Origin of the sequence: Stenotrophomonas sp. FR010, from assembly GCF_047520755.2 — a bacterium.
In the GTDB taxonomy this organism is placed as follows: Bacteria; Pseudomonadota; Gammaproteobacteria; order Xanthomonadales; family Xanthomonadaceae; genus Stenotrophomonas; species Stenotrophomonas sepilia.
In genome coordinates this window covers 1-23,566 of record NZ_JAXBQT020000031.1, presented here as the reverse complement: position 1 = coordinate 23,566, position 23,566 = coordinate 1, and the positions used below count along the sequence as shown (strand labels likewise).

Here is a 23,566-nt window from a genome sequence, read left to right as displayed (position 1 = left end):
CTGTGTTGTTTCATTGCTTGTTTGCGCCTGGCTGTCTACGCACACCGGAACGGGCATTGGCGAGGAACCCCACGATGGCGGCGGTGCCTACCAATACCTGCGCCAGCAGCGACTGCCAGGTGGGATACAGGCCGATCCACTCGATGCGCGGCAACGCGAGCGGTGTTTGAGAGATCCAGCCCGCTTCCTGCAACGCGGCCACGCCTTTACCGATCAGGATGACCGCCATCACCGCGATGAGAATCGAGCTGATCGAAAAGAACCGGCCAATCGGCAGCCGCCTGCTCATGCGCAGCATCCAGTACGCCACCGCAGCCAACACCGCGATTCCCGCCGCCAGGCCTGCGAGGATGGCGGTGGACGCCTGATCGCTCCACATCGCGATGTAGAACAAGATCGTCTCAAACACCTCGCGGTACACCGCGACAAAGGCCAGCATGAACAGGAAAACAGCCGAGCGCCGTGTCAGCGCAGTCGTCAGCTTGGCGTGCAGGTACTCCTGCCACCGCCCTGCAAGGCTCTTTTGGTGCATCCAGATGCCTACGCTGAGCAGGACAGCGGCAGCGAACAAGGCCGAGACGCCCTCAGTGACTTCCCGGTTCGCACCGCTGATATCAACAAAGTAAGTGGCCACCGCCCAGGTAGCTGCGCCTGCCAACAACGCGCAGATCCAACCCGCATGCACATACGGCAACACATCAGACCGCTCGGCTTTACGCAAGAACGCCACGATACCAATCACGATCAGCAGCGCTTCCAGTCCTTCGCGTACCAAGATGGTAAAGCTGCCTAGAAACGCGGTGCTGGCGCCTATTCGGGTGTCCTGCAGCGCCACGTCCGCGCGATCAAACAGCTGGGCAATTTGCGCTGCCTGCCCGGCAACGTCAGCCGCGGGCGCATGCTGATCCAGCTGCGCGCGGTAGCCTGCCATGGCCGTCTCGATCTCTCGCAGCAATGACGGATTGCGCGTGGCCAGCGTGGGTTCAAGCGGCTCTACACCATCCAGATAGGACGAGAGCGCAAGCTTTTTGGCTTGAGCCAGGTCCTCATCAGCGTAAGCGCGCTGGCTGGCGGCCAGTCGCTGCCGCGCCACCGCAAAGCGATCGGCTCCTGGTACCGCTTCGTTTACTACCTGTGGCTGCGAACGCAGGTAGGCGATGATCGCGTTTGCCTGATCGGCGGGCATCGTGGTGGCAAGATCGGCCTCTCGCGTGCGTGTCAGCGCTTCGAGCGAGGGAATGTGCGTATGGGCCTCGGCACTGGTGCGCCATAACGCCTCACCTTGAGCCTTGGCTTGCGAGGAGTACCCCAAGCTGCCCACATAGAATGCCAACGCCCAGCGATCACTTTCTGACAGCCCAGAGAAGCTGACCATGCCGGTACCCGGCACACCCTGGGAAATGACCTCGTACAACGACAGCGGCGTTCGCTGCGCGGCGCGAGTGGCATCGGTGAACGCGATCGGCGGCGGACTTAACGCTTGCGCGGCGGGGCCATCACCGTGACCTGTGGGGCCGTGACAGGCCGCGCACTGCTGGCTGTAGATGGACGCGGCCTGGGAGGTCTTCGGCGCGCTCGCCGGAACAGCGCCGATCGGGTAGCGGGCCAACAGCGTCGTGCCGAGCCCGCGCGCCAACGTTGCCACTTGCGCCGGGTCGGCCTTCTCTGCCACCGCCTGGACCAGGCGGTCGGCCTGGGCCGTCAGCTCCTGCTGGTTCTGGCCACTGGGCAATGCTGCCAGCTGACTGCGCACGGCGCCGGCAAACTCGCTCATTTCGGCGTATTCGTTGGGGGCAATTACGCGACCGGCCTGGACCGCGCCGGGGTAGTCGACCGCGATGTAATCGAGCATCTGCCAGGTTTGGCGCAGGTCTGCTGCGGCAGGCTCCGCCTGAGCAGAAGCGGGCAGAACCCAGCCGATCAGCAAGGCAATCAGGCAGTAGCGAATCAAGGCGATGGGCAGTGGCATGGTCGTCACATGCAGCGCCGCGGCCGGAGTGGCGGCGGATACGGGTTCAGCGTAAAGTCCGTAGCTACTACGGAGTCAAGCGTACTACGAATGAAAATCAGTGAGGCTGCCGACGCCAGCGGATGCCACTTGGAGACGATTCGCTATTACGAGCGGATCGGGTTGCTGCCGCGCCCGGGGCGCACGGGCAACGGCTACCGGGTCTATGGCCCGGCCGACATCGAGCGGCTGCGCTTCATTGCGCGTGGCCGGGACCTGGGCTTCAGCCTGGAGGAGGTCCGCAGCCTGCTGCAGCTGGCCGGCGATGAGGAGCTTTCGTGCGGGGACGTGGACCGGTTGGCCCGCAGCCATCTGGCCGACGTGCGCGCCCGCATGGCCGACCTGCAGCGCATGGCCAGCGAGCTGGAACGGGTGATTGCCAGTTGCCATGGCGGGCAGCGGGCGGAATGCACCATCCTGTCGACGCTGCGCCAGACGACCTCGGTGGAGGCCACGCGCCAGTGACCGAACTGGACCGCTACCTCGATGCGGCCACGCGCCAGAACACGGTGCGCAGCTATGCGTCGGCGCTGCGGCACTTCGAGGTTGAATGGCAAGGCCACCTCCCAGCGACACCTGACAGCGTGGCCCGGTACCTGGCCGCTTATGCGCAGACCTTGGCGACCAGCACCCTCCGCCAACGTCTGGCGGCCATCGCCTCTTGGCACCGCGACCACGGCTTTGTCGACCCGACCCGATCGCCGCTGGTGCGCAAGGTGCTCAAAGGCATCCAGACCCTGCACCCGGGCCAGGTCAAGCAAGCCGCGCCGCTCCAGATTCGGCGGCTGGTCGAGCTCGATGACTGGCTGGCCGCGGCGATCGCTGCGGCACATGCCCGGGGCGATGGGCCGGCGGCGCTGCGCCATCAACGAGACCGAGCGCTGGTGCTGCTCGGGTTCTGGCGGGGATTCCGTGGCGATGAACTGCTGCGTCTGGACGTGGCCCATCTCACGCTGGTGCCGGGACAGGGGATGACCTGCTTCTTGCCACGCAGCAAGGGTGATCGCCAAGCAGCCGGCGTCACCTACGAGGTGCCGGCGCTGTCGCGGTTATGTCCGGTGGAGGCGACCCAGGCGTGGCTGCAGGCGGCCGACCTGCAAGAAGGGCCGGTGTTTCGGGCAGTCAACCAATGGGGCCAGGTGAGCGCCGAAGGCCTGCATCCCAACAGCTTGGTGCGCCTGCTGCGCGAGTTGCTGACCAGTGCAGGCTTTGCCGATGCGGGGCTCCACAGCAGCCATTCGTTGCGCCGCGGCTTTGCCAGCTGGGCCAACGACCAAGGCTGGGACATGAAGGCCTTGATGGAGTACGTGGGCTGGCGCGATGTGCAGTCGGCCATGCGTTACCTGGACGGGCGTGACCCGTTTGCCCGGGACCGCATTGAAGCAAGCCTGCCCAGTCCAACCGTGCCGGTACCGGCGATGGCACTGCCGGCGCCGGAGGGCAAATCGGCCCTGCAGCTGCGCCTGCGCATGGTGCTGACCCCGTTTGCCCGCACGGGCCGCGGCGCGGCCAAGGCCCGAGGCCGAATTGAAGAGATCTGCTTGGCCCCGTTCCAGGCTGTGCGCCTGAACACCGCCAGCAGCGAGTACCAGTTGACTGCTCCCACCGATCCCGAAAGGGATCTGGATGAAATCCTGGCCACGTTGCTCGATGACATGCACCGCATGGCCGATACGCACCAGTGCTTCCTGGAAGCGTCGCTCAGTACAGACGACGGCCGGCACTGGGACTGATCCCCCTCACACCCTCCGGATCCAATGGCTACCCTTCACGAGACCGCCTACCCGCGACTGAAGCCTGATCCCACCGCCAAGGAACTGGAGGAGATCTATACCCCGACCGCCGCTGAGATTGCATTCGCCAAGCAGCTGACCACCCAGCCGGGTCCGCAGCTGGCGGTACTGATTCATCTCAAGCTCTTCCAACGCTTGGGCTACTTCACGCTGTTGGCCGACGTACCCGAGCGGATCCGGAAGCACATCGCCAAGGCCGCCCGACTCGGGCGCGTATTGGACACCGACCAGCTCGAACGCTACGACGCTTCCGGCAGCCAGCGCCGGCATATGCCGCAGCTTCGGCAATTCATCGGGGTACGTCCCCTGGATAAATCGGGCTTGGCTTGGCTGGACACAGTGGCCACCGGAGCAGCCCAGACCAAGCACACCATCCCGGACATCGTGAACGTCCTGCTCGAAGAGCTGGTGCACCATCGCTACGAACTGCCCGGTTTCCGCACTCTGGAGCTGGCCGCCATCGGCGCCCGTGAGCGGGTCAATCTGGGCTACTACCGCAGCATCAGCCACGCGCTGACGCCTGCCACGCGCACGCTCATCGACGAACTGCTGCGCGCACCGGAAGGGTCCAGGTTCACCGGCTGGCAATCACTCAAGCGCGAGCCCGGCCGGCCCACCAACAAGGAAGTTCGGTTCTACCTGCAGCACATCCGCATGCTGCAGCAGTTGGCCGACCAGCTGCCTCCCATCGATGTGCCGGTGCCCAAGCTCAAGCAGTTCCGTGCAATGGCTCGGGCCTATGACGCCAGCGAGCTGGCCGAACTGGCTCCGGACAAGCGCTATGCGCTGGCCACCATCTTCATTCGCGCCCAGCATGCCAAGACACTGGATGATGCAGCCGAGTTGTTCATCAAGCAGGTGCGCGGGCTGGAGAACACGGCCCAGCAGAAATTGCTGGCCTACCAGCTCGAACATGCCAAACGGGCCGACTTCCTCATCGGCCAGCTCAAGGAAATCCTGCAGGCCTATCAGCTAGACGGCAGCGATAGTCAGCGCGTGGATGCCATCGACAACAGCCTGGAAGCGGAAGTGTCGACCTTGCTGGCCGAATGCGAAGAACATATGGCCTACGCCGGGAAGAACTACCTGCCTTTCATGCTGCAGCCCTATGGCGCGGTCAGGCCGCTGCTGTTCAATGGGCTGGAGCTGATGAAACTTCGGGCGACCAGCCACGACGCCGGCATGGAGCCGCTGATCGCAGCGGTGCTCTCGCTGCGCAACCAGCGCCGTGAGCTGATCGAGGTCGCCTCCCTCGGTTTGGACCCGGAAAAGGACTTTGACTGGATGTCCAAGCTCTGGTGTCAGCACGTGTTCGGCAAGCGGGCCAGTGCAGCCGGCGCCGGCTGGATGCACCGTAAGTACTTCGAGCTGGCCGTGCTGGTGCAGGTCAAGGACGAACTGAAGTCCGGAGATCTCTTCATTCCCAGCAGCGAACGGTTTGATGACTACCGTGAGCAGCTGGTCGATGAAGCCACCTTGGCCCAGGAACTGGAAGCCTACGGCCAGGTGTCAGGCCTGCCCACCGACGCCGAGTCTTTCGTGGCGGGATTACGTGCACAACTGACCTCCCTGGCCGATGAGGTCGACGCGCGTTTCCCGGAGAACGTACATGCGGACATCCTGGATGGGCGCCTGGTGCTGCGGAAGGGGCAACGCGCCGAAGTCTCCAGCGCGATTACCACGGTGGATCGCCTCATCGCCGAACGGCTTCCAGAATCCAGCATCGTCGATGTCCTGATCGATGCCAGCCAATGGCTGGATCTGCACCGTTTCTTCCGCCCGATCGCCGGCACCGAGAGCCAGGTCGAAGATCTGCCCCGACGTGTGATCACCACGCTATTCTGCTATGGCTGCAACCTGGGGCCGACGCAGACGGCGCGGTCGATCAAGGGCTTCAGCCGGCGCCAAGTCGCTTGGCTCAACCTGAAATACGTGACCGAGGATGTGCTTGAGAAGGCCATCGTGGAGGTCATCAATACCTACAACAGATTCGACCTGCCTGGCTATTGGGGCAGCGGCAAGAGCGCATCAGCTGATGGCACGAAGTGGAGCGTCTACGAGGACAACCTGCTGTCGGAGTATCACATCCGCTACGGCGGCTACGGTGGCATCGGCTACTGCCACGTGTCCGACAAATACGTAGCGCCGTTCAGCCACTTCATTCCCTGTGGCGTGCACGAGGGCATCTACATCCTCGACGGTCTGTTGGCCAACACTTCCGACATCCAGCCTGAGATCGTCCATGGCGACACGCAGGCCCAAAGCTATCCGGTCTTCGGCCTGGCCCACATGCTGGGCATCCAGCTGATGCCCCGGATCCGGAACATCAAGGACCTGACATTCTTTCGGCCCGAACCGGGTAGGGCTTATAAGAACATCCAGGCACTGTTCGGGGACAGCATCGACTGGCAACTGATCGCCACCCATCTCCACGACATGCTGCGGGTGGTGATCTCAATCCGATTGGGCAAGATCACCGCGTCCTCGATCCTGCGCCGGCTGGGCACCTACAGCCGGAAGAACAAGCTGTACTTCGCCTTCCGGGAACTTGGCAAGGCCGTTCGAACGCTGTTCTTGCTGCGCTACATTGATGACAATGAGATCCGCAAAACGATCCATGCTGCCACCAACAAGAGCGAGGAATACAACGGCTTCGTGAAATGGGTGTTCTTTGGCAGCCAGGGGATCATTGCTGAGAACGTCCAACACGAGCAGCGCAAGATCATCAAGTACAGCCAGCTGGTGGCCAACATGATCATCCTCCACAACGTGGAAGGCATGAGCCGGACCTTGGCCGAGATGAGGAAGGAGGGGATTGAACTGACGCCCGAGATCCTGGCCGGCCTGTCGCCTTATCGGACCAGCCACATCAATCGCTTCGGCGACTACCACCTGGATCTTGAAAGGGAAGTGGCGCCGCTGAGCTACACAGCCAAGGTGCTTGAACAGACCCCATAGATGGGGAGAACCTGATCGAGAGACGAGCAATCAACTTTGAAATTCAGTCGCTTAGGCAGCTTTTGGCCCTGTACGTAATGATTCCCTGCCGACCCTCTTCAAGGTTCATCCCAGCGACTGCCCAGTTGAAGGCCGCTCTTTCGTGGGCATTGAGTTCCGCGTCGATAGCGTCAATTGACTGCCGGTATTGCTGCTGGGTTCCATTCGTAACCATCTTCTTGTCTGTCGGACCGCTGCAGGCAGCTAGCAGTGCTGATGCTGCCAGGATCAGTGTTGCTCTGCTTCTGGCCGCGGTGATGAAGCGGTATGGCTGTTCGCTCATGCGTCCCCCTGTCAATGAAGAAGACAGAATATCTGGTTTTTAGATATCGGAGAACTGGATATAGCTTTCTAGGCCGCTCAGCCAAGGCGCGGTCGTGTCGAAGTCCATCCATCGAAAAGAGTACGCTGCCCTCATTGAGGCTGTTCGCGAGGCGCGGCTAGCTGCCGGTCTGACCCAGGCCCAGGTGTCCAGCATGCTGGGCCGCAGCCAGTCATTCATCAGCGACGTCGAAACAGGCAAGAGAAGGGTTGATGTGGTGGAGCTGAGAGATATCGCCCGCCTGACAGGCCTTTCGCTGGGCAAGTTGATCACAAACTTTGAGAAGCGAATCAAAGACTAAAGCCCCTTAGGGTGTAGCGGTAGGTTCGCGCTTCTTGCCGGCCGGTCGGGACCAGGCGCACACGCCAGTGACAGACGGCCAACCGGATGGAAGGGGCACGCCCTGCCGGAAATCCGTGACGTAGATCGGCCTCGGCGTGCCGGGTCGAAACTTTAGGCTGTTTTGTGGAACCGTGGGGTCTGAACCCTCGTGTAGATCCGGGTGAAGCGACGTCTTTACAGTTGTTGATGTGAAGACATTTCTCCGGCCCACTCCACAGCAGCTCCACAGGTCGCTAAAGCGAACCCCTAAATGCCTCCGATGGGCTTGTCGCGGGGCCTATACCCTTTCGGCGCGACTGTCTGACGTGGAGGATTGCGCCCTACACAAGCTTCGAGACGCAAAGGCTATCGCTTGGCGGCGGCAGCGCAAGATGCGCAGCTGGGCCGCGAAGCATCCCCGGTTCCTACTGTTAGCCTTTCCGCTTTGGGGTGATCCCCGGTCATTCGCTGAGTTACCGGAACAGAAGCTTTGGCCGCGCATTCTTGGCGTTTTCGCGCTTGTTAGCCCCCATCATCGATGCGCTACAAGCCGATCCAGGAAGTGGCCAGTCACTAGTTCAATGGGCAGAAGTTGCTGGCGTATCCTCTCGGACTCCTGCAAGACGCTGGGTTGCCGCTACTGGCCTGGGATGTTGTGAGTGGCGCCAGAGGCTGAAGCTTGCTGCGTCCCTCCCTCTCCTCCAGAGCGACTGCAAAGTTGGTGATGTTGCCAAGCGGCTGGGCTATAGCGGCCCCTCCCCTTTTATTGCAATGTTTCGCCGACTAACCGGCATGTGCCCAACTCAGCTGAAGAGCGCTGTCTAGATGCAACTTCACCTTGAGGAGAGGGCCCTTTGAACCTGGCTAGCCGAAGAAGCGTTCCCCGAACAAGGAGAACGGGCCTCAAGCGGCCCGTTTTCATTTGAACTGCAGCTATGCAATTGTCTTTCAGCGCTTGGTCGAGGTGTCATCCACGACCATGACCTCGTCAGGCTTCTTGCGAGCTGCGTACTCCGCCAGTACCACACCAAATACTGCCATCAAACCGCCACCCACGACCCAGGTGCTCAGAGACTCTTTGAGGACCACCACCGCAAGCAATGCAGTGACGATCGGGACGAGATTGAAGAACCCGGCCACGCGAGCAGAGCCCAGCCGATGCAGGCCGGTCATCCATGCCAACGGTGCCATGATCGAAGCGCCGATTGCTGCGAATGCAATGCAGCCGATGGCTGCGCCACCCTGGACGCCAGTGCCTGCGACAAGGAAAAGAGGTAGCAGCAGGATCGTTGCAGACATGGCTTGAAGAAACAGGGATTCGATCAGCGTTACGGGAATGCGCCACTTGTGCATCAGCAAATTGTAGGTGGCAAAAGCCAAAGCGCCCAGCAGCATCAGGGCGTCACCTTTGTTGATTCCATGGGAAACCAAGGCTTCAAAGTCATCATGGGACACTACCGCTATCACCCCAACCAAGGAGATGATCGAACCAATCACTGCGCCACCGCGGACTGCGTGACCCATGAAGATGCGCGACAAGGCAAGAGCGATCAACGGGATGAGTGCCTGGATAACGCCCATGTTGGTCGCAGAAGTGAAATGTGCGGCGTAGTACGCCAGGCATTGGAACATGACACCGCCCAAAGCACCGAGCACGAGGAAGCGTGCCCAATTGGCTTTCAGGACCGCTAGGTTCGACTTCAGGCGCGGCAGGGCGAATGGGAGCAAGATGATGGCCGCAGCAAGCCATCGCCAGAAGCTAATATCGACCGGGCCGACGGTCCCTGCAGCGAGCTTTGTAACGATGGTGTTGGCGCCCCAGAGAAGGCAGGCCAGGAGGGGGAGCAGGTAGTACATGGCATCCTCAGATACTGGATATCAACAGCCAGTAGCGTAGACTTGGCGGAATTTCGTTACATCCATAATTTGCGCCAATCTTCATCTTGAATGCGACATGGCAATGGACCCCGTCCCCTCGTTCAGCTCCATCCCTGGAGACATCTACGTTCGGCAAGGGACTTTGCCTCCCTCCGACTGGGATGCTCGTGTGCATCCGTGGGGGCAGTTCAACTATGTTGCGCAGGGTGTCATGGAGTTACAGGTAGGCGAGGACTGGATGGTGTCCCCTACCCACTATGCGATATGGATTCCGCCTGGTGTTCACCACTCATCCCGAAACCGTGGTGCGGTTGCTTATCGATCCGCATACCTTTCGGTCGGCGCGTCGGCGCAGATGCCCAGCATTCCGACTGCGTTAGCGGTTAGCTCGTTGCTTAGGGAGATCTTGGACGAACTGGCCCGTCGTGACATCGGCGAGGCCGTTAAGCCAGAAGACCGGCGACTCTCCGCGGTCGCCCTTGACCTGATTCTGGCCGCGCCGGTGATGTCGAGCTTCCTGCCGCTGGCCAGCGGTGACGTGCTAAAGCGGATTCTGAGCTATGCCGAGACCTCCCTTCAGGACTCTCCGTCGGCACTTGAGGTCGCAGAGCGCCACCACATTAGTGTTCGATCACTTGAGCGCTTGGCAAAGCGCGAGCTAGGGATGGGGTTCGGAGAGTGGCGCAGTCGGCTTCGTTTTCTGAGGGCAATTGATGCCTTGGGTTCAGACCGATCAATTACGCAGATTGCAGACGATCTGGGCTATGCAAACTCAACGTCTTTCAGTGAGATGTTCAAGCGACACTCTGGCCGGACCCCAGACCAGTATAGAAGGGGCCTCAGTCCGCTCCAGCGAGAGGTGGAGCCCTCCTCCCGCTGAATCGAGGCAGGCCTCGAAGCTGTTGGGTCAACCATTTAGCTGGCCCAGACAGTGGCCATTCGGATCGATGGATCATCCAGAGGGTGTCAACCACCGGAGATCCACAGTCAACCACCTCAATTGCGTCTTGCCGAGCGAAGGATTCACGGGCGTGTCGCGGAATGACAGTGAATCCCAGCCCGAGCGATACCGGCTCAAGGATGAGCGCAACCTGATTGGTGAAGCCGTGTATAGGAAGCGCGCGTACGCCTGGATTTCCTGGGAACTTGCGGGCGAGAAGGCGGGTGGCCATAGCCTGGCCATCTGGATGATCAACGAAACCCAACTTTTGAAGATCCGCCCAGCTGTCCGCGCAGGCACCTCTCGGAACTACCAGCTCAAGCGCCTCCTCGGTGAAGGGCTCAGCCCGCAGCCGAGGGTCATCCGGCCGAAGTGCAAGTAGACCCACCTCGTACTTCTTCTCCAGTACCGCCGATAGGATTTCTGGGTCCGGCGAGAAGCGATGACGAATGATCAAGCCGGGATGGGTGCGCTGGAAGTCCAGCAACACCGGGTAAAGAGCAAGGCCAACACTCCCGGGGGTTATCAGCGCAAACTCCCCCTGATCGCTGTCCGCGCTCGCGAGCTTGGCTTGAAGCCGGCGATCGGCCGAATCCATCTCTTGGCAGTACTGCAATAGAGCCATTCCCGCCGGCGTCAGCTCAATAAATCGTGGTCTGCGCAGAAACAGGGCACCCAGCTGTTGCTCAAGATGACGTACATGCTGACTGACCGCAGCCTGGGTGAGCTGCAGCTGGCCTGCGGCCCTGGTAAAGCTCCCGACCTCTGCGATAGCCCGAAAGGATCGGAGCCAATGCTCATTCAGCATAAGAATATTTTATCAATCTGATAAAAATGGATCAGATCATGGTTGAGTTGCAGGGTCTAATCTTGCGGCTACCCCTCTCTTCAGTGGTGTGCCGTGCCTGCCCTACCCCCTCCCTACCCTCGCGCCTTCTCCCACATCGGCCTGTCTGTTACCGATCTCGATGCCGCGGTTTCCTTCTATACAGAAGTCTTGGGCTGGTACCTCGTCATGCCGCCGACCAGGATTGCTGAAGACGAAAGCGCAATTGGCGTGATGTGCACGGATGTGTTTGGGCCTGGATGGGGCAGCTTCCGCATTGCACATCTATCCACTGGTGACCGGGTTGGAGTCGAAATCTTCCAGTTCAATAACGCCGAGCGTCCCGCGAACAACTTCGAGTACTGGAAGTCGGGCGTCTTCCACTTCTGTATTCAGGATCCGGACGTTGAAGGCCTGGCCGCTCGGATTGTGGCAGCTGGTGGAAAGCAGCGAATGCCGGTTCGAGAGTACTTCCCAGGGGAGAAGCCCTATCGGATGGTTTACATGGAGGATCCGCTGGGCAACATCCTGGAGATCTACAGCCACAGCTACGAGCTTACGTATTCAGCTGGCGCGTACGTCTAGCTCCACGCACACCCTCAGCCAGCTTTCGACTGCCAGGCAGTCCTCGCCAAACTGAGACACGACGGTACGGAGCAAGTGTCTCGGCTGTAGAAGTCAGAGGTCTGCAAGTTAGAAGCTGGCGAACGTAATTTTAACGATTCATCGGCGAGCCGCGCCGCTAGCCCTAAGGAGCATATGATGAAAATGAACGGCATTCGTTGGCCGGAAGGCTACCTTCCTGGTTACACCGAAAACTTTGTCTCGAATGAGCTGATCGTCCTCGGCCTTGCCGCAGCTGATGTTTGGCCGTTGCTTGAAGAGCCACGTCTGTGGCCGACCTACTACGGAAATTCAGCCAATGTGCGCTTCCACGATGGCGCCGGCCCTCTGTTGCGAAACGGGGATCGATTCTACTTTGAAACCTTTGGCTTCCCCGTGGAGGCTCAATGCGTCGAGCATGAGGCTCCTACCTCCGAGGGTCCGGGCCGGATCGCTTGGCATGGCTGGGCCGGTGAGCCCGGGTCTGCCGATCGACTTGACGTTCATCATGCGTGGATTGTCGAAGACCTTGATGGTGGCCGAGTGCGGATCCTCACGCAGGAGACGCAGAAGGGACAGCCTGCAGAAGCCCTGCGTCTGGCCAAGCCGAATCCAATGATCAATGGTCACCAGGATTGGCTGGACGGCCTGGTGGAAGCAGCTCGAGCCGCCAAGTCAACGTCCTAAGCCGGAGTAAATCCCCGTGCTTGCTCCTCTTGCTCTCCCCAAAGCCCCGTTTATGTCTGCCCTGTTTAGCCCATTCGAGCTCAAAGGTGTCACTCTTAAGAATCGTATCGCGGTGCCGCCCATGTGCCAGTACAGTGCGGAGGACGGCCGTATCAACGATTGGCATCTCAGCCACTATGCCGCGCTTGCGCGCGGAGGCGCTGGGCTCGTGATTGTCGAGGCTACCGCCGTGTCTCCGGAAGGACGCATCACCCCGGGATGTGCTGGCCTGTGGGGTGATGAGCAAATTCCAGGAATGGCAGCCATCGCTTCTGCCATCAAGCAAGGCGGTGCCGTAGCTGGCATCCAGATCGGCCACGCAGGGCGCAAGGCTAGTGCAAATCGGCCATGGCAAGGCGATGACCACATCGCAGCCGATGATCCCGCAGGATGGGCGATCCTTGGTCCCTCGCCGATCGCCTTTGGCGGCTCGCTCGATAGAGTTCCCAACGAGATGACGGTTGAGGACATTCATCGCGTTCAAGCGGATTTCGTCGCTGCAGCCAAGCGTGCGCTTGCTGCAGGATTTGAATGGCTGGAGCTTCACTTCGCTCATGGCTATCTGGCGCAGAGCTTCTTCAGCCCCGACAGCAACAAGCGGGAGGATCGCTACGGTGGCAGTGCGGAGAACAGAGCACGCTTCCTGCTGGAGACATTGGCGGCCGTCCGTAAGGTTTGGCCCGAGCATCTGCCGCTGACCGCGCGCTTTGGAGTTGTGGAGTACAACTCGCGCGATGGCCAAGCACTGGTCGACTCCATTGAGATTGGCAAAGAAATGCGAGAGTTGGGGCTTGATCTGCTCAACGTGAGCATTGGCTTCAGTGCTCTTGGTGGCCGCGTCCCATGGGGTACACAGGCGTTCCTGGCACCCCTTGCTGAGCGATTTGCTAATGAAACTGGGCTTCCGGTGGCCACAGGTTGGTGCATCGATGATCCACAGACTGCCGAGCGCGTTGTAGCGGACTGTTAGGTTGACCTAGTGATGATCGGGCGGGCCCACCTATCCAATCCGCACTATCCGTACCAAATGGCCATTGCGCTTGGCCAGGAGCTCCCAGCCAGCGTGCTACCCACGCCTTACAGCTATTGGCTGAGCAGATACAAAGGCCCGGGCAAGGCGTCGGCTCAATAGGAGCGAGCCAGCCCCCTCCTCCATCGAGCAATAGGGGCAAATGATCTGGCTCCCATCGAGAATCCCTAACGCCATTGCAAGCTGCTACCCCGCCTCAACACAGGCGGGGACAGGCACCATTAAAGTTGCTCCGCCTTGTCCGCCAGGGGTCACCGAAGCGGCTGCGTGAGCGAGACGGGATGGGAGGTCTGACTAGGCGCCGAAGAAGACTCGAGCTAGCGAGAGGCACTTGGCCGACGCTGCCTTGCCGGCATGCTCAAGCGCGAGCGCTCCGCCGCCGACAAGATGACCATCAGCACAAAGGGGTTGGCTACCTGAATCATGACTACGGACGTCTCTGAGATTGCACCTTGCAGCAGGAGAATCATCGGAATAGTGAGTAGGGCATGGAACAACACTCCCGCACCAACCAAAAGGGCTAGTGCTCGATAGCTCATACGACCCGCGCCAAAGGATGTGTAGATCATCCAGGCGCAGAGGGGGATGAAGATGATGATCGCAGTTAGCGTTCCCGCGCCGTAGCCGACCCCGAGAATCAGCGGGATCACGTGGAAGACAACGTTGATCATGATGATGCTGTAGATCGCATAGCCCCTTGAGCCAGGGCAAGGCTGGAAAGATTGAAGGCGGCGATCGCCTGCCCTGGGTGAAGACGCGTGGTGAGGACAACTACGCGATCTCAGAGCAAATCGGCTGGCAGGTCCATGTCTATGGACGAGCCAGTACTGAACTAAAGGGCTGGTGCGACAGCCGCGGCATGGCTCTTCGCGAGTTTACCTGGCACGAAGAACATGGCCGCGCTGGACGTCAGCAGGACGCTGTCTACGTTCTGCGGCCTGACACTTGGGTGGGATTGGCACAGCCAACGCAGTCCCTAGACGAGCTGCAGCGCTATTGGGATTCCCGCATGGGCAAGAGATTGAGCACGTGAGCGAGATGCAACCTAAGTGGAGTCGTCGCAAGGAGGCGCGGCCGCTCGAGATTGTAGACGCTGCGGTAGATGTTTTCCTTGAGAACGGCTTTGCTGCCGCAAAGCTCTCTGATATCGCGAAGCGCGCACGAGTCGCGAAGGGCACGATCTACCTCTACTTTGAAACCAAGGAAGAGCTGTTTCGAGCCGCAGCGCGCCAGTTGATCTCCACAAATCTGGAAGGCCTTGAGACGGCACAGGCGACCTTCGACGGGTCGATTGAGGAGCTAATCCCGACGCTCCTCCAGCGAGCGGTCTCATCAGGTGGCGATGCCCGCTTGTCTGCAGCATTGCGAATGGTGCTATCGGAGAGCCGAATGTTTCCTGAGCTTGCGAGGATCTGGCATGACGAAGTTGCATCTCGCATGATCCGGCTGGTGGCAAGCGCTGTCGAGCGGGCGCAGGCCAAGGGGACCGTCCGCGCCGGCGACTCAAATCTCATGGCCTTTTCAATCATGGCTCCGATCGTAATGGGTGTGCTGTTCCACGAGCTGTTCGGGACCTCGAGTCCGCATGCACCTGCGCTGGACAAACTTGCGTCCCAGCATGCTTCAATGATCCTTCATGGCATCACTGTGGATGCGATGTAAGCCGCCCTCACGGAGTTGTTAAGGGTTAGGCCACATCTATCCCTCCATGATTGAGATCAGTTGTCCTAGCCCTGCGACTTCGAGGGTGATCGTCTGCCGGCCAGAAGCAGATTCAGCGCGGCACAATCCTAGCCAGCGCATGCGCCCAAGGCATTGCTACTTGAAGGATGGGCAGCCATTGGCAAGCCACCAGCAGGCTACCGTCCTTCGTCGCCCCATGCGCACCGTCACGCAGTTCGAGCAGGGCATCCGGCCCGGGTTAGTCGTCCATCCCGCTGCAGACGATCAGGTCGAAACGACCCGTCGGCCACTCCTGCAGTTTCTGGGCGCAGGCCGCCGGAAGCGATAGAACGTTGAGTGTCGGTCCGAGGGCTGGCGCACCTCGTAGCCGCTGCCTCGATATCCCCCCGAGAACCGCTGGCCGAACGCAAGCGTCAGCGCCTCCACGCTCAGCACCACGTTCCAGATCCTTCGTGGCCCCACTTGCCGCTTCGCTTCCTGCGTTACGACGGCCAGCGCAACGGCCCCGATGACCGCGGACTGGTACCGGAGTTCAGGCACCACTCGCCGAGCTCCCGCGCGCCTGCGATCAGACGAAGACCTCATCGAGCAGGTCCCGCAGCGCGCCGTTCAGCCTCGGGTCGCCCTGTCCCTGCAAGGACAGGTACAGCGACAACGGGTCCACGACGGTGCCCGCGCCACCCAGGCGGGTGGAGTACGCCCAATGCTGCACGTCTGCATAGCCCTCGCCGGCCACGGGAAACCATTCCGGCTCCGGATGCCGACGGAAGCAGTCTCGTCCGATCGCAGCGATCGGACGCGATGGCGCCGCCAGTTCGGTGAGAACGGACAGGCCGGTTTCTCCCGCAGCACGACAATGATCGGCCAGCAGCATGTCCAAGCCACTTTTGCCGATGCAAGTGGTGCGCAGCACCGGCGAGCGCAGCCGCGGCAGCGCGACCGCCCACAAGGAGCGGCGCGCTTTCAAGAACCGTAGCTTCGTCTCCCGCCCCTCGCGCTGGGCGCTGACGAGGTTAGCCGCCACCAGTTCACGGGCGACCCGCGAGGCAGTCATGCGTGAGTAGCCTGCCTCGCGCGCCAGGTCGAGCGGCACCCACGGGACGCTGCCAGGGATGCCGCGCTCCTCCAAGTCGGGCCGCAACAGGGCCGCGATCAGAACCGCTTGTGCCGGATGGCTCAACCGCTCCCCAGCGGATGTGAGCACCCTTGGAGACGAATCGCGCTCGCGTAAGCTCATCAGGAAGCTCGGAGCGAACAGTTGGCTACCAGGCACAACGAAATCCACCCGAGACTCGATGAGCTTGGAGCGAATGTAGGGCGAAACGCCGGAGAGCACGAGAATGACCCTCAAGCCGGCCTTTTCCGCCAATCGATGCACCTGCGCGATCAGCCGCAAAGGTGGCAACGGTTCCGTCTGCGCCGGGACGGTGGCCAGCAGCACCCTGTGGCCGAGCAGGTCAAGCTCGGCCAGGCCGAATAGGGTGGCGAGGAAGTGGGGTAAGCCGCGCGTCTTGGAGCTGGGCCAGGGCTCGAGCTCACCGACCATGTCGGGTAGTAGACCCTGAAGATAGCGGGCTGCGGCGTCGAGGTCGTTCATAGCAGCGAATGTAACGGAGGTTCTTTACCGTAACAAGGCGCGGTGACAGTGAAACTGCTCTGTTACAGTCCAGTGCACCAGGCCCCTGCTACATCGCCAGGCGAGTTCCCCCGTTCAGACGCCAGCTACTCCCTCCGACTCCGCACGATTTGCCGGATAGCCCTCGGCAGTGGATTACTAGAGAGAGGTTTGTGACTATTACCGCGTAGTTGTAACGAACAGCATTTGCATGGGCTATTCATTAGGCAGCACGATTGTGTCGTAGTTGAAGTCTCGAGGCCGCTGACCGGTTGCCTTGATTGCTTCTTCGACGGCTCTATCGAGCATGAGCAGGTACTTTTTAACGATCTCGCTCCCCCGCCCCTTTTTCATCTCTTCTTTTCTCAGAAAGAGTTCCTGGATCTCCTTAAGTGCACTCACAGCCGTTGCTGATTGCTGCAGCGCAATCGCCAAGGATCGGTTCGGCACGTCAACATAGTTGACTGAATCGAAAGCCTTATGAAGCTGGGTCAGATCTGCCAAGATCAGCCGGGGGCCGCCGAATCCTCCCTCGAACTGCGCCAGCATCAGTGTCGCTGGAAATCGCGCATAGGAAATCAGCTCTATGAGGGACTGTGTGACCTCCCGTCTCCTGACTCTGGCGTGCCAAAGGGGGATCAGTCCCGCGGCGATGATGGCTGCGATGCTGCCGATCGCTTGCACCCACGCCGGCCAGTCAAGCGCTAACGTGGCGGATTTGGGACTCGGCTTGCTCATGAGTGCCCAAGTCAAGACGGCTCCTGCGGCAAAGGTCATCACAGCGACCACCGCCCAATCTCTGTCAGTTCTTCCCTGCTTCATGGCGTTCCTCCTCCGGCGTGCTGGTTTCTACCGTTCGTACGGGGCCTGTCGCGCCGTGCTCTCGGGCGCGGTCGAGGATGAACTTTGGGGGGGGCGTGTACGTCCTCCAAGTCTTTCGGGGAAAGAAGCCTTGATCGAATGGATGGCCTCAAGTCTTAGATTTCCTGCTATTGGGTTCTTGTGTCGGCTCGCCCACTCTTCTGGGCGCGGTGCGGCGTGGCTTGCTTTGCCTGCTTGGCGTTGCCGTGTTCGCTCTCCCTTGTCGGAGTGCCTCGGTAACTTGCCGAGTGGTTTCCTTCAGTGACGTCAGCTGCGCCTCCAAGCCATCAGCCCGCGCGTTCACGCCTTCCAGTCGGCGCAATGCCTGTTGCTCGCGGTTGGCAGCAGCAATGGCTTGTTGCTCGCTCTCTCGCAATGAGGTGGCCAAGGCCATGCGCTCCCGCCCCCACTCCTGCTCGGCTGACCGCAACGCCTGGCGATGCCGGTCAACCTCCGTATGGGCACGATCCTCCACTGCCCTGACGTGCGCCTGGAGCGCCCTCCTCTCTTCTTCGTGAGCGGCCGCGGCCTCGCCCAGACTGCGGCGTACGGCATCCAGTTCCTGCTCGAGTCGCTCCGCCCGTCCATAGGCTCCATCGCGTTGGCGCAGCAGGTCTTGTACTTGTGCCGTCATCTGGGAGACCTGTGCCGCCAACTGCTCCGCGGTGGTGGCGGCGGCCTGAGTCTGGACCTGAGCCTCCCTTTCGCGCTTCTGGCTGGCCTCAATCGCCAGCGTCAGGGCCACCCGGTCCTCCTCCAGCAGGCGCTCGCGTTCCTCCAGTGCGTGCCTGGTCGACTCCAGCTGGGTCTGAGCGAGCTCGCCGGCATCCTGCAGCGCGGCCTGCCACAAACGCTGGCTCAGGTGAGCTACCCGCTCTGGGATGCCTGGAACCGCCGCCTCAATGGCGCGCTGGCGCAGGCGAAAGCCTACGGTCTGCCACCAGGTCTCCAGCCAACGCGTGACGGTGTTGGGCGAGCCGGTGCCCAAGTGGGCTCGGATTCGCTCGACGGTGGGACGTTCGCCGGCGGCGATGATGTCGTCCGCTGCCTGGTGCACATCCAGTTCGCTGATGCCCTTGGCCATTGGGTGTCCTTCTGCGGAACGGTGAGAATTGGCAGGCCATGTCTGATAAGGCATATTTATCAGATGTAGCTCAACCTAATCATAGTGCACAATACATAGTACATATGAATAATATCACTGCTGCGTCAGGGGAACTCGTTTCGGGGCTGGTTCCGGAGCGGCTGGCCACTTCCGCCGCAGAAGCGGTGCGAGACATCCTGCAGGAGGCCGAAGCGCCTAACACCATTCGCAGCTACGCCGGCGCCCTGCGCTATTGGGCGGGCTGGTTCGAAGGGCGCTATGGCAGGCCCATCGCCCTACCCGTCCCCCCGGCGGCAGTGGTTCAGTTCATCGTGGATCACATGGGGCGCTCAGGCGATTTGGGGCTTCGTTGGGATCTGCCTGCAGACTTGGATAGTGCCTTGGTGCATGCGGGCCTGAAGAAGAAGCCTGGGCCGCTGGCGTTCTCCAGCCTGGTCCACCGGGTGGCGGTCTTGTCGGCGGCCCACAAGCAGGCCCGCCAAGACAACCCTTGCGAGAATCGCGCCGTGAGGACCCTACTGTCCAAGGGGCGCAGGGCTTCTCACAAACGAGGCGAGCGCCCGGCCAAGAAGACCGCGCTGTCAGCCGCAGATCTGCGCGCAATGGCGGCCACCTGCGACACCTCGCTCAAGGGGAAGCGCGATCGCGCCCTGCTCTACTTTGCCTTTGCTAGCGGCGGGCGCCGCCGCAGCGAAGTCGCCGAGGCGACGGTGAATCACCTCACCCGACTGCCCGAAGGCGGCTACACCTATCGCTTGGATCACGGAAAAACCTTGCAGTCCGGGCCAGTGGTTGGCAGCAGCCCCGACAAGCCCATCCTGGGAGAGGCAGCCACCGCACTGCAGGACTGGCTGGACGTGGCCGAGATTACCGACGGCCCCCTGTTCCGGCGCGTCTGGCCACGGTCATTGGGCGGCGCGCTCAGCGGCAAGGCGGTCGCCGCCATCGTTAAGGACCGGGCGCGGTTGGCCGGTCTGGACGGGGACTTTGCCGGCCACAGCCTGCGCTCGGGCTTTGTTACCGAAGGTGCGCGGCGTGGGGTGGCCCTGCCGGCGCTGATGGCGATGACCGATCACCGCTCCGTGGCCAGCGTGATCGGATATTTCCAGCAGGGCGGCGTCGGCAGCAACCCCGCCGCGCGCCTGATGGATGAGGACTGAGCCTCCGGCCCGAGCGGCCAGCAGTGCGCGTTGAATGTGCCCCGCTCGGGCCCTATCCTGCACAAGACGCGCACCATCCACGGCAGGAATCAGGGGGCAGCATGAAGCTAGTCAAGGCACGGATCCGAAACTTCCGTTCTGCAGAGGATTCCGGAACGTTCGATGTCGGAGAGCTGACCTGCTTGGTCGGTAAGAACGAGGCGGGCAAGACTGCAATTCTGACGGCGTTGTTTGGTACCCGTCCCATCGCCGACCAGTTTGCTTACGACACGGTGCGCGATTACCCCCGCCGCTTCCTCACGCGGTATGAGGAACGCCACGACGACGAACCCGCACCGGTTGCCACCCTGACCTGGGAGCTCAGCCACGAAGACCAAAAGGCGGTCGCCGACGTCCTGGGTGCCGGCGCGTTAAGTAGTACGACCGTTGACGTAACGACAGATTACAGTGGCCACAGCACTTGGAGCATTCACGTCGATCCCAACGTGGTGCGCGCGTTTCTGCTCGACCAGCACGGTGTGGCAGGCGAAGAGCGGGAGAAGTTTTCCAAGATATTGCTGGATCGACTCGTGGTCGAGATAGATGCGCACCCCGAGCCGTCTGACCAATTGCAGGCGGTCAAGCGGTCCATCAGCGGCTTCCGCAAGGGGAAACCAGTGCTGGCGGCCATCGATATCCTGCAGAAAAGGATGCCGGCGTTCTTCTATACCTCTCACTTTGATCGCATGTCCGGGGAGATATCGCTGGACAAGCTGTCTCGTGACACCCAAAGCGGCGCGACGATCTCCCCGGGTGACCAGATTTTCCTCGACTTCCTCGAGTACGCCGGGACGTCGGTCAGCGAATTGCAGTCCAGCACACGCCTGGAAGAGCTCAACGCACGTTGCCAAGCCGCCTCCAATGAAATTACCGATGAGATCTTCGAGTTTTGGAGTCAGAACGACGCGCTCAGTGTAGAGATAGCGCTTGCCCAAGGCCTCTCCGAGGATCCCGCCCCCTTCAATAGCGGGACTGTTGCCAAAATCCGCATTCGGAATGACAACCACAAGGTTTCGGTGCCCCTGTCTGAGCGCAGCGCCGGATTCGTCTGGTTCTTCTCCTTCCTGTCGCAGTTCAAGCAGATGCGAAAGAGGAACCCCGGTGCGATCATCCTTCTGGATGAGCCTGGATTGACGCTACATGGAAAGGCGCAAGCTGATCTGCTCCGCTACATCATTGAGCGTCTACTCCCCGACCACCAGGTCATCTACAGCACCCACTCGCCCTTTATGGTGCCGGCCGATCGTCTTGCGGACGTTCGCGTCGTCGAGGACGTTGTCACCTACGACCAGCGTCGCCGCCCCACCGTTAAGGGCACACAGGTCTCCGCGGACGTCCTGAGCGTCGATCAGGACACGCTGTTCCCCCTTCAGGCCCATCTCGGTTACGAGGTTACCCAAAGCCTGTTTGTGGGAGCGCATACCCTGTTGGTCGAAGGACCTTCGGATGTGCTCTATCTTCAGGCGGCATCGCACGCGCTCAAGCAACGCAAGCGCCAAGGCTTGGACAGCCGGTGGGTGATCTGCCCCACAGGCGGCATAGACAAAGTGCAATCGTTCGCCTCGCTCTTCTCTGGCAAGGGCATCCACATGGTCGCCTTGTGTGACTACGGCAATGGCGATAAAGGCAAGGTGCAGCGGCTGAGGGAGTCTCAGATCATGAAGACTTCCGGCGTCTTGGTAGCCACGGATTTCACCGGAAAGGCGGAGAGCGACATTGAGGACTTCTTCGCACCCGCCGTCTTCGCCGACATCCTCAACGGTGCCTACGGTCTGAAGGGAAAAGGGCAAATTTCCGCCCGGCAGTTCAGCCAAGACGGTGCCCTGACGCGCCAGGTCAAACAGGCCGAAGCACTGTTTAATGTCATGGGGGCTTCCGTTCCGCCCCTGGATCATTTCACTCCCGCCAACTGGCTCATCCAGAATCAGCACGTGCTGGCCGCGGAAACTACGGCCATCAATGAAACGCTGGAGCGCTTTGAGAAGGCCTTCGCTGAGATCAATGCGGCGCTAGGGGCCGGTGCGTAGATGAACCTCTGCCAGAGCTCCGCAATGGCAGCGGGTTCCTCTCCCGGCGCGCACTCATCGGAGGGCAGGACTCGGCTGCCTGACTCCCGCGCCATGAAATCGGCCTCTAACAGTGCGCCCTTTCCCTGCCATGCTGGCCCTGCGAATGCCGGGTCCGCAGAGGGCGCTTTAGACGCGCCAAGCCCAGTCTGATCCGTGAATGCGGCGACCACCCTGCCGGTTCCAGCGGAACGCCTCCCACATCAGAGTCGGCGGCGTTCCACCGTACTTCAACTCATCAGCCAACCGGATGAACACCTCATCGGTAATCCAGGTTGACGGGGCAAGGTCCAGGTCCGTGAGCTTGGCCGCATGATTGGCCGCGCGTCCAACCCAGACGATGTCGTTGCCGCCTCGAATACCCGTGCGAGCAGCTCGGATTGGGCTGCTGTCGATTCCGACGACATGCCTCACGGTACCTGTCCAGTCGGGGTACTGCTTTTTCAACGCTGGCATGACGATCATCTTGACCGCATAGTTGATTTTCAACCCGGCCTTAGCCGCCGGCGTGGCTTGCCGGTCACCCACCCAGATGCCCATGACACGATCTCCGTCGTAGGAGGTGATCTTGCCGCCCTCTTTCCTGATGATCGTCGCTGCACAGTGCAGGAACGCTTTGTAGATCTCTGCACTCAACTGCCAGGCTTCGGTGTCGACCATATTCGTTGAGCCGTTCAGGTCCGCGTACAAAACAGTGGCACGATCAAACTCCACTGCGTCATTGCCCAATCGCAGATCTTCTGGATCGGGTACAACTTGACCTCTCCGTGTAGACCATCGGGTTTGTGCTATCGCCTGCACGGCGGCCGTCATCTCTTCCAGCAGTGCCACCGTCAGTCCCTCGGCCCAGCTTCGAGAATGCGGGAGCGAATTTGTTCGCATGCCGGTGCAATCAAAGCCCGGGCGTCCGGGCCAGGGGTGTATCGGTAGGGGACGGTCGTGAGCCCCGTGAGATCACTGGGAAGCTTCAGCTTGTCTTCGCGCGGCTCCATCAAGAAGGCGCGCCGACGCCCCAGGAATCCAATGAACATACCCAGTTCAAAGACGACGTTGTCGCGCATGACAGGCCACTCGTCACCGCGGCTGATGACCATGTCATCCGCGTGGGCCACGGCAATGGCAAAGTCTGCCTGTTCCAGCTGGCGCTCGAGCTCGTCAAGTGTGTAGTTGGCGGCGCGGAACACCCCGTGGTCCCATACCACCGTCAGGAACGGGTCGTGCTCGAAGTGCTGTACCAGCAACCGCGTGACAGGGAGCGCCTCCACCGACGACATCACAAAGACCCGGACCTGTCCGCGAGGTTGGGTAATCATGTGATTGCGCTCTTTTAGACGGCGCGAAAGGGTCGCGGCCAGCCGCCGCCAGATGACGGGGTGTGAATCCGCAATCCTGCTGAAATCGATTTCCGGCACCTTTAGCACTACGGTCGGCTCGCGTGCAGTAACAGTTGCCGCCCGCAGTTGCGCCGGTTCGATGGCTGCCATTTCGCCGACGTGGTCTGGACCGACCAGCCTTTCGTAGACATCCGGACGCCATAATTCATGGCAATGACCGAGGTGTTTATGGGCAACAGCAAGCAGTACACGGATGAGT

23 protein-coding genes are annotated in these 23,566 nt (G+C 61.0%); 13 read left to right on the top strand and 10 right to left on the bottom strand.

Annotated elements, in window-relative coordinates; translation table 11 throughout:
* Positions 1 to 10: 10 nt before the first annotated feature.
* Positions 11 to 1,969, bottom strand: coding sequence for a cytochrome c/FTR1 family iron permease (locus tag ACM0PK_RS20035; protein ID WP_043033508.1), 1,959 nt, complete (start codon positions 1,967 to 1,969; stop codon positions 11 to 13).
* A gap of 90 nt (positions 1,970 to 2,059) precedes the next feature.
* Here ACM0PK_RS20035 and ACM0PK_RS20030 point away from each other — a divergent pair, with 90 nt between their 5' ends.
* The 3 genes from ACM0PK_RS20030 to ACM0PK_RS20020 are packed head-to-tail and all read left to right on the top strand — an operon-like array spanning position 2,060 to position 6,759.
* Entirely contained in the window at positions 2,060 to 2,473 is a 414-nt protein-coding gene (locus ACM0PK_RS20030; protein ID WP_012480230.1) for a MerR family transcriptional regulator, read from the top strand.
* Positions 2,470 to 3,741, top strand: coding sequence for a site-specific integrase (locus ACM0PK_RS20025; RefSeq protein WP_414607776.1), 1,272 nt, complete (start codon positions 2,470 to 2,472; stop codon positions 3,739 to 3,741). The genes ACM0PK_RS20030 and ACM0PK_RS20025 overlap by 4 nt, the downstream gene beginning before the upstream one ends.
* A gap of 24 nt (positions 3,742 to 3,765) precedes the next feature.
* Complete coding sequence (locus tag ACM0PK_RS20020) at positions 3,766 to 6,759, top strand: Tn3 family transposase (protein ID WP_043033507.1); 2,994 nt, start codon at positions 3,766 to 3,768, stop codon at positions 6,757 to 6,759.
* Between the two features lie 43 nt (positions 6,760 to 6,802).
* Here the strand turns inward: ACM0PK_RS20020 and ACM0PK_RS20015 are convergent, their stop codons facing one another.
* Positions 6,803 to 7,081 (bottom strand): hypothetical protein, encoded by a 279-nt coding sequence (locus tag ACM0PK_RS20015; protein ID WP_033835997.1) that lies wholly within the window; start codon positions 7,079 to 7,081, stop codon positions 6,803 to 6,805.
* A gap of 94 nt (positions 7,082 to 7,175) precedes the next feature.
* On the opposite strand from ACM0PK_RS20015, the gene ACM0PK_RS20010 reads away from it, so the two are divergent.
* Positions 7,176 to 7,421 carry a helix-turn-helix domain-containing protein gene (locus ACM0PK_RS20010; RefSeq protein ID WP_043033505.1) on the top strand — a complete coding sequence of 82 codons (246 nt, stop codon included), beginning with the start codon at positions 7,176 to 7,178 and terminating at the stop codon, positions 7,419 to 7,421.
* A gap of 470 nt (positions 7,422 to 7,891) precedes the next feature.
* Positions 7,892 to 8,266: a helix-turn-helix domain-containing protein gene (locus ACM0PK_RS20005; RefSeq protein ID WP_080334755.1), complete on the top strand. Its 375-nt coding sequence runs from the start codon at positions 7,892 to 7,894 to the stop codon at positions 8,264 to 8,266.
* A 123-nt stretch (positions 8,267 to 8,389) separates the two neighbouring features.
* On the opposite strand, the gene ACM0PK_RS20000 is transcribed toward ACM0PK_RS20005, so the two are convergent.
* A complete protein-coding gene (locus ACM0PK_RS20000) occupies positions 8,390 to 9,298 on the bottom strand; it encodes a DMT family transporter (RefSeq protein WP_414607775.1) in 909 nt (302 codons plus the stop codon).
* A gap of 97 nt (positions 9,299 to 9,395) precedes the next feature.
* Here ACM0PK_RS20000 and ACM0PK_RS19995 point away from each other — a divergent pair, with 97 nt between their 5' ends.
* Positions 9,396 to 10,199, top strand: coding sequence for an AraC family transcriptional regulator (locus ACM0PK_RS19995; RefSeq protein ID WP_043033503.1), 804 nt, complete (start codon positions 9,396 to 9,398; stop codon positions 10,197 to 10,199).
* Here the strand turns inward: ACM0PK_RS19995 and ACM0PK_RS19990 are convergent.
* Positions 10,159 to 11,067, bottom strand: a complete 909-nt coding sequence (locus ACM0PK_RS19990) for a LysR family transcriptional regulator (protein WP_033835999.1) — start codon at positions 11,065 to 11,067, stop codon at positions 10,159 to 10,161. The genes ACM0PK_RS19995 and ACM0PK_RS19990 overlap by 41 nt on opposite strands.
* Before the next feature lie 93 nt (positions 11,068 to 11,160).
* Between ACM0PK_RS19990 and ACM0PK_RS19985 the strand changes: the two genes are divergently transcribed.
* From ACM0PK_RS19985 to ACM0PK_RS19975, 3 genes are all read left to right on the top strand, one after another.
* A complete protein-coding gene (locus ACM0PK_RS19985; RefSeq protein ID WP_033836000.1) occupies positions 11,161 to 11,670 on the top strand; it encodes a lactoylglutathione lyase family protein in 510 nt (169 codons plus the stop codon).
* A 177-nt stretch (positions 11,671 to 11,847) separates the two neighbouring features.
* The gene (locus tag ACM0PK_RS19980) at positions 11,848 to 12,375 is read left to right on the top strand and encodes an SRPBCC family protein (protein WP_223224789.1); all 528 of its coding nucleotides are present in this window, start codon (positions 11,848 to 11,850) and stop codon (positions 12,373 to 12,375) included.
* 52 nt (positions 12,376 to 12,427) lie between these two features.
* Positions 12,428 to 13,384 (top strand): NADH:flavin oxidoreductase/NADH oxidase, encoded by a 957-nt coding sequence (locus tag ACM0PK_RS19975; protein ID WP_269213927.1) that lies wholly within the window; start codon positions 12,428 to 12,430, stop codon positions 13,382 to 13,384.
* Between the two features lie 377 nt (positions 13,385 to 13,761).
* On the opposite strand, the gene ACM0PK_RS19970 is transcribed toward ACM0PK_RS19975, so the two are convergent.
* The gene (locus ACM0PK_RS19970; protein ID WP_043033501.1) at positions 13,762 to 14,115 is read right to left on the bottom strand and encodes a hypothetical protein; all 354 of its coding nucleotides are present in this window, start codon (positions 14,113 to 14,115) and stop codon (positions 13,762 to 13,764) included.
* 26 nt (positions 14,116 to 14,141) lie between these two features.
* On the opposite strand from ACM0PK_RS19970, the gene ACM0PK_RS19965 reads away from it, so the two are divergent.
* Both ACM0PK_RS19965 and ACM0PK_RS19960 read left to right on the top strand, forming a co-directional pair.
* Positions 14,142 to 14,477, top strand: coding sequence for a hypothetical protein (locus ACM0PK_RS19965; RefSeq protein WP_043033500.1), 336 nt, complete (start codon positions 14,142 to 14,144; stop codon positions 14,475 to 14,477).
* Between the two features lie 5 nt (positions 14,478 to 14,482).
* Positions 14,483 to 15,106: a TetR/AcrR family transcriptional regulator gene (locus ACM0PK_RS19960; protein ID WP_043033616.1), complete on the top strand. Its 624-nt coding sequence runs from the start codon at positions 14,483 to 14,485 to the stop codon at positions 15,104 to 15,106.
* 589 nt (positions 15,107 to 15,695) lie between these two features.
* Here ACM0PK_RS19960 and ACM0PK_RS19955 read toward each other — a convergent pair.
* The 3 genes from ACM0PK_RS19955 to ACM0PK_RS19945 form a co-directional block, all read right to left on the bottom strand.
* On the bottom strand, positions 15,696 to 16,724 hold the full coding sequence (locus tag ACM0PK_RS19955; protein ID WP_049402763.1) for a hypothetical protein: 1,029 nt from the start codon (positions 16,722 to 16,724) through the stop codon (positions 15,696 to 15,698).
* 234 nt (positions 16,725 to 16,958) lie between these two features.
* Positions 16,959 to 17,564 (bottom strand): hypothetical protein, encoded by a 606-nt coding sequence (locus ACM0PK_RS19950; protein ID WP_414607774.1) that lies wholly within the window; start codon positions 17,562 to 17,564, stop codon positions 16,959 to 16,961.
* 148 nt (positions 17,565 to 17,712) lie between these two features.
* Positions 17,713 to 18,687 (bottom strand): DNA-binding protein, encoded by a 975-nt coding sequence (locus ACM0PK_RS19945; RefSeq protein ID WP_049402764.1) that lies wholly within the window; start codon positions 18,685 to 18,687, stop codon positions 17,713 to 17,715.
* Between the two features lie 104 nt (positions 18,688 to 18,791).
* Between ACM0PK_RS19945 and ACM0PK_RS19940 the strand changes: the two genes are divergently transcribed.
* Both ACM0PK_RS19940 and ACM0PK_RS19935 read left to right on the top strand, forming a co-directional pair.
* Positions 18,792 to 19,868: a site-specific integrase gene (locus ACM0PK_RS19940; RefSeq protein ID WP_043033496.1), complete on the top strand. Its 1,077-nt coding sequence runs from the start codon at positions 18,792 to 18,794 to the stop codon at positions 19,866 to 19,868.
* Between the two features lie 101 nt (positions 19,869 to 19,969).
* On the top strand, positions 19,970 to 21,934 hold the full coding sequence (locus ACM0PK_RS19935; RefSeq protein ID WP_024956865.1) for an AAA family ATPase: 1,965 nt from the start codon (positions 19,970 to 19,972) through the stop codon (positions 21,932 to 21,934).
* A 168-nt stretch (positions 21,935 to 22,102) separates the two neighbouring features.
* Here ACM0PK_RS19935 and ACM0PK_RS19930 read toward each other — a convergent pair whose 3' ends face one another.
* Positions 22,103 to 22,804 carry an adenylate/guanylate cyclase domain-containing protein gene (locus ACM0PK_RS19930; protein WP_197621874.1) on the bottom strand — a complete coding sequence of 234 codons (702 nt, stop codon included), beginning with the start codon at positions 22,802 to 22,804 and terminating at the stop codon, positions 22,103 to 22,105.
* Between the two features lie 2 nt (positions 22,805 to 22,806).
* Positions 22,807 to 23,566 (bottom strand): TIR domain-containing protein (locus tag ACM0PK_RS19925; protein ID WP_495498539.1); only part of this gene is annotated, 760 nt, incomplete at its 5' end.